General features: G+C 64.5%; 2 protein-coding genes and 1 pseudogene. 1 reads left to right on the top strand and 2 read right to left on the bottom strand.

What is annotated here, in order from left to right:
* Positions 1-282: 282 nt before the first annotated feature.
* On the top strand, positions 283-1,608 hold the full coding sequence (der, locus tag DVDV_RS21525; protein ID WP_075356612.1) for a ribosome biogenesis GTPase Der: 1,326 nt from the start codon (positions 283-285) through the stop codon (positions 1,606-1,608).
* Positions 1,609-1,674: 66 nt separating this feature from the next.
* Here der and DVDV_RS21520 read toward each other — a convergent pair whose 3' ends face one another.
* Together DVDV_RS21520 and DVDV_RS21515 are read right to left on the bottom strand one after the other, a co-directional pair.
* A complete protein-coding gene (locus DVDV_RS21520; protein ID WP_075356611.1) occupies positions 1,675-3,435 on the bottom strand; it encodes an ARMT1-like domain-containing protein in 1,761 nt (586 codons plus the stop codon).
* A pseudogene (locus DVDV_RS21515) lies at positions 3,432-3,705 on the bottom strand (NAD(+)/NADH kinase); the annotation flags it as partial. The gene DVDV_RS21520 and the pseudogene DVDV_RS21515, both read right to left, overlap by 4 nt.

Here is a 3,705-nt window from a genome sequence, read left to right as displayed (position 1 = left end):
CCACCGTTGCTCCGGCGGCCGGGGGGACTCCTCCCCCCGGACCCCTGGCTGTGTTTTCTGGCTGCTTGACCTTTTGCGGGGTCCAATCCATATTCCTGGTTGACATGTCCGGCTGGACATGATGAAGGGACAGGTTCGCGTCGGCACGGGCCGGCGCATCCGCCGCGCCCTGGCCCATGCCGGTTGGCGGGCCGGTCGTTGTTTCCCGGTTTCGGGACCGCCGCCGCCCCCAACCCCGCCCCCAGCCCCGGCGACGCCTCCCCCACCCCGCAAGGAGTCCCCATGCCCCCCATCGTGGCCATCGTCGGCCGGCCAAATGTCGGCAAATCCACGCTTTTCAATCGCTTGGCCAGAGACCACCGGGCCATTACCCACGACCGTCCCGGCATCACCCGCGACCGTCTGGAGGCCACCGCCGACATTGGCGGCCGGTTCGTCACCCTGATCGACACCGGCGGCATGGACTATGAGTCTGAAGAAGAAATCGCCCGCCAGATCGTGGTCCAGGCCGAAGTGGCCCTGACCATGGCCGACGTGGTTCTTTTTATGGTCGACGGCAAGGTCGGGCGCACCGGCCTTGACGACGACATGGCCGAACGCCTGCGCCGCACCGGCAAGTCCGTGGTGGTGGCCGTCAACAAGGTCGACGGCCAGGAACGCTCCGGCGTCATGACCGGCGACTTCCACGCCTGGGGCTTTCCCCTGTTCCCGGTGTCCGCCGCCCACGGCCACGGCGTGGGCGACATCCTCGAGGCCCTGGCCGAGCGGCTGCCCGAAGTGAACCCGGAGACCGAGACCTCCCAGCTCCAGACCGTGCTGCGCCTGGCCGTGCTCGGCCGGCCCAATGCCGGCAAATCCTCGCTCTTAAACGCGCTGCTCGGCGAAACGCGCCTTATCGTCAGCGACATTGCCGGCACCACCCGCGACGCCGTGGACGTGGCCGTCATTCGCGGCACCAAGCGCTACCAGTTCGTGGATACGGCCGGCGTGCGCAAGCGCACCCGCATCACCGACGGCGTGGAACAATACAGTGTGGGCAAAGCCCTCTCCAGCGCCAAGCGGGCCGACGTGGCCATCGTGGTCATCGACGCCACCGGCGGCATCGGCGTGCAGGACAAGCGGCTTATTTCCTTTCTGGACGGCGAGAGAAAAGCCTTCATGATCGCGGTCAACAAGACCGATCTCGTCCCGCAAAAAGAGATGCAGGACCTGCGCAAGGACATCGCGGCCGAACTGCGCATGTGTTCCCACGTGCCGGTGCTCTACATGTCGGCAGCCATGAACAAGGGCGTTGGCAAGGTGCTGCCCCAGGCTGAAGCCATCTGGGCCGAATGCCAGGTCCGGGTGGGCACCGGCGAACTCAACCGGGCCATGCGAACGGTCATGGACAAGCACCAGCCCCCGCTGGTCAACGGCCGCCGGGCCAAGTTCTACTACCTGACCCAAGCCTCCGAAGCGCCGCCCACCTTTGTCTTTTTCGTCAGCGACCCCGAACGGGTCCGCGATTCCTACCTCAAATATCTGGAAAACAGCCTGCGAAAACTCTTCGGCATCGCCGTGGCCCCGGTCAAGGTCGTCTGCCGGGCCAGCCACAAGCCCAAGGAATAGACGGACTGTCCGCAAAACGAGAAGCCCCCTGCCGCATCGCGCCAGGGGGCTTTTTCTTGGCAAACACTAGCCGCAGTCGATGCCGGCGTCGCAAAACCGCCCCACGCCATATTCCCGGCGGCGGAAGAACTTCTCCGGGTCCGGGCCGATGATCTGCATCTCGCGGTGGCGCTGCTGCATGGAAAGGGCGATGCGCATTTCCTTGGTGCAGCCCGTGGAGAAGGTCGCGTCCTTGCCGGCCCAGACCGGCGGCACCTGGCGGCCCAGGAGCTCGAAGCTCTTTTCGATGTCGAAATGGGTCTGGAAGCGCCACACGTCAATAAGGCCGCTGCGCTGTACCTTTTCCCACATAAACATCAGATCGTCGGCGTCCATGCCCTCTTCGAAGTGCTCGGCCGGGTTGATAATCGAGATGCCGGCCAACTTCTGGCGCAGGTGGGCCACGAAGGCCGTGACCAGCTCGATGGCCACCTTGGTCTGGCCGGGGATGGAGCCGATGACCGCACTGTAAAACATCACCGTGCGCCCGGCGGCCCGGGCCTGGCGCATCCCCATGATGATCTCCTCGGCCTTGGCCGTGATGTCGGCCTCGGTGAAGGATCTGGCTCCGGGGGCGCGGGCCTTGAAATCAAAGCACAGTCCGTCTCCCGGCACGCGGCGGAAAGCGGCCACATCCCGGGTGAACTGGTTGCTGGTCAGGATCAGCCGGCGATGGTTGTATTCGCCCTTGGCCACGATCAGATCGGCCTCTTTCCAGGCCCGGGCAAAGGTCACTGAGACGCGGTAGAGGTTCAGGCGCTCCCGGGTGCCGTCGGAAATAACGGTCAGGGGATTTTCCCGGATCACCTGGAGCAGGTCGTTTTTGGACACGCGCGGGTCGGTGAGAAAATGCGCCCCGGCCAGGGCCGTTTCCAGGATCGGATCGCCGTCCACGTCCCAGATGGTCGGCACATCGAAATAAAAGCCTTCCTTGAAGACCAGGATCACCCGATGGCCCATGCGCAGGAGCGTGCGGATGGCCAGCAGGTCGAACATGATCCCGCCGGCACTGTCGGCCAGATACAGGATCTTGAGCTTGCTGCCCCGCCGGGGATCGAGCATGGCCTGGAGCTTTTCGAAATCCTTGGGGAAGTTGGCCAACGCCGCCTCCAGGGCCTCGTTGCCCGGACAAGCCCCGTCGCCCTCCCAGACCTCGGGCATGGCCGACATGGCAAAAAGCCGCTTGAGTTCCAGCACGTCCAGGACGTGGCGCAGCTCCGGGATGGACCGGCAGCCCGGCAGGTCCGAGGGACAGGCATGGAGCATGGTCCGGAAAGCCTCGCCCTGGATGAAGGCAAAGGCCCGGCGGTTGGCGGCCCGCCGGCGTTCGCGGTAGGGATCGTCCAGACCGGACTGGGTGAGGAAAATGGTATTGAGGCGCTTGCCCAGGCGCGACGGGATAAGCGTCGGCTTGACCAGGGCCTGCCGGTACTTGAGCTCGCACAGGGTGCGTATTTTTCGCCGGGTATATTCCTCGGCCACAAAGGCGTCGATAAGCCCGTCAATGCGGGCGAGCCGGGCCGCGTACTCGGCCACCACCTCGGGATCGGCCTGCTCGGTCAGCAGATGGCCGAACATGGCGTCGGTGCAGGGAATGTAAATCTGCTCCGGGGTCAGCGACACCATGAAGCGCAGCTGTTCGGGCGTGGCGTTTTTTTCCGGATCAATGGAATGTTCCAGATTGTTTTCGGTCATAAAATGCAACAGCCAGGCGTCGAGCACCGGATCGGTGCCGTAACGCGGGGCCTGTCCGGGGACCGGCAACACGGCGGGTACGTCTCGGGTCATGGTCGGTTGATAAATCCCTTGAGTCGCAGGCGTTCGAAATAACTCTCCCCGGGTCGCCGGGCCAGACGCAGGCAGCGCTCGGATTTGGTCACCAGCACCACGTCGAGGTCGTCGAGCGGGAAAAGCTCCTGACCGTCGCAGGTCAGGTACATATTCGTTTCCGGGGCGGACAGGGCTAGGCGCACCGGGGACTCGGCCGGGACCACCACCGGTTTGAAATCACTTAAAAACGGGCAGATGGGCACCACGCAAAAGAACGTCGAGGCCGGG

The sequence above is a fragment of the Desulfovibrio sp. DV genome (assembly GCF_001936595.1).
Classification (GTDB): domain Bacteria; phylum Desulfobacterota; class Desulfovibrionia; order Desulfovibrionales; family Desulfovibrionaceae; genus Solidesulfovibrio.
The sequence above is the reverse complement of the archived record's forward strand: the minus strand, read 5'-3'. Positions and strand labels throughout refer to the sequence as shown.

Excerpts from the sequence above, each read along its gene's own strand:
- der (WP_075356612.1), top strand. The coding sequence starts at position 283 with ATGCCCCCCATCGTGGCCATCGTCGGCCGGCCAAATGTCGGCAAATCC.
- DVDV_RS21520 (WP_075356611.1), bottom strand. The coding sequence starts at position 3,435 with ATGACCCGAGACGTACCCGCCGTGTTGCCGGTCCCCGGACAGGCCCCG.